1 protein-coding gene is annotated in these 1,690 nt (G+C 54.7%); it reads right to left on the reverse strand.

All coding sequences use genetic code 11. The features are described 5' to 3' along the window. A partial coding sequence (locus LZ24_RS16935) for a hypothetical protein (protein ID WP_222427700.1) occupies positions 1-1,499 on the reverse strand: 1,499 nt, incomplete at its 3' end. Positions 1,500-1,690: the final 191 nt, after the last annotated feature.

Raw genomic sequence — 1,690 nt, forward strand, 5'->3', positions numbered from 1 at the left:
CCTGCAATGAGCAGATCATCCCCGGCACCGCCATAAAGGCGGTTGATGCCCTCGTCATGGCCGGTCATGATATCGGCACCATCGTGGCCGTGGAGGGTCTGATTGCCGGGTGTAGCCCGTATCACCGTAGCAGACTGGAACAGTTCATCGGCAAGCTCGCCCGCAATATCTGCGTGGCCCCGAAGCGCTGACAGCATCATGGGGTCACTCAGAACATCGACCAGCGCATTGCGTCCCCAGGTCCAGTCAGAAAGAATGGAGGCCATTTGTCCTGAAATCATAAATTCTGCGAATTGTCGCTGCGTTTCCTGGTCTCCTGATTCCAGCAAGGACTGCCAGTATGCGGTGAATGCAGCATTGTGGCCCTGTCCGGCAGCCATGAGGGCGGCTGTGGCATCTGCCAGGTTGGTGCCTGCGTAGGGGTTGATACCACTTACCGTCCGCAGATACTCAGGTATCAGTATTGCGGCGCTGGCAGGGTTTTCAATAAGGTTTTCCATTATACTTTCGGATGCGGCTTCATACTGCCCGGTCCAGATATCGGTTTCCTTATCATGGGTGAAAGGTATCAACTTAAAGATGTCTGCAAGATGAGACCCTGCCATGAGCTGATAAAATACGGCGTCTTCCCATTGACCGTATAATCCGTGGAAAATCCTTGCGTAGTCTTGGCCTGAACCCCTTGGCCCACCGACTTCATGGCCGAGGAATGCTTCCAGAACGCCAATTTTGCGGCCATCCACCAGGCCTTCATAGCCCCTGAACCGGTTTTTGTCGGCCTCAGTCTGCCCCGCCCAGGTAAACAGAATATCGGTGACAAGGTTTTTTCGACGGTTGGGGTCTGCTTCAGCTACGAAGTCTTCGACAAGACTTTGAAGGGTTCCGGTCTCGTCCCTTACCATGGCCTGGTGTAAGGAGTAGGTGTTGCCATAGCCGACGGCATCCGGGAGCAGGGCGATTTCCTGCGGGACGTCCAGCACTTCACCAGGCAGTGTAAGGGTTACATTCCGTTGGAACCAGATATCGGTGAGGAGGCGCTCTTCGCCCGATTCTGTAATGAAGCTGCCCACCTGACGGTGCTCGTTGCCAGCAGCATCTACGAAATTGCTGTTTTCGTAGTTCACGGAAAGCCGTGCAATACCAAGCTCTTCCAGTGTGAACAACTCTCCTTGATCACTGAACCCGTCCTGATCCAGGTCACGCCAAATGCGCAGATCAGAAAAAATTGCGTCATTTGTATCAATGAATCCGTCTCCGTTATCGTCGAAATCGGCCAGGGCATAGAAACCGTTGGCCGCAGCGTATCCGGATTCAAGCAAGGTCCAGTTACCGAAGAGTTCTGAGCCGTCATTGATGATGCCGTCACCATTTCTGTCCAGCACGAGCAGCCCATTTTCCGGGCTTATCCAGCCGGTTTTTTCCCGGAACCCGTTGCCGCTGAGGTCAAAGTGAACCCCGGCATCAAGGCCGACGGTCTCAATGCTCCCGCTGCCATTCAAATCAAGGGCAAGGGGGCTTGCTGGTATATCGGGGGGGCCAGGTGGTCCGGGAGGACCAGGGGGCCACTATTTCCACCGGAATCCGAATCACTGTCCGAGTCCGCATCACTATCGGAATCCGAGTCACTGTCTGAGTCCGAGTCGCTGTCGGAATCTGAGTCGCTGTCGGAGTCTGAATCGCTGTCTGAATC

The organism is Desulfobotulus alkaliphilus (assembly GCF_007830435.1).
Lineage (GTDB): Bacteria > Desulfobacterota > Desulfobacteria > Desulfobacterales > ASO4-4 > Desulfobotulus > Desulfobotulus alkaliphilus.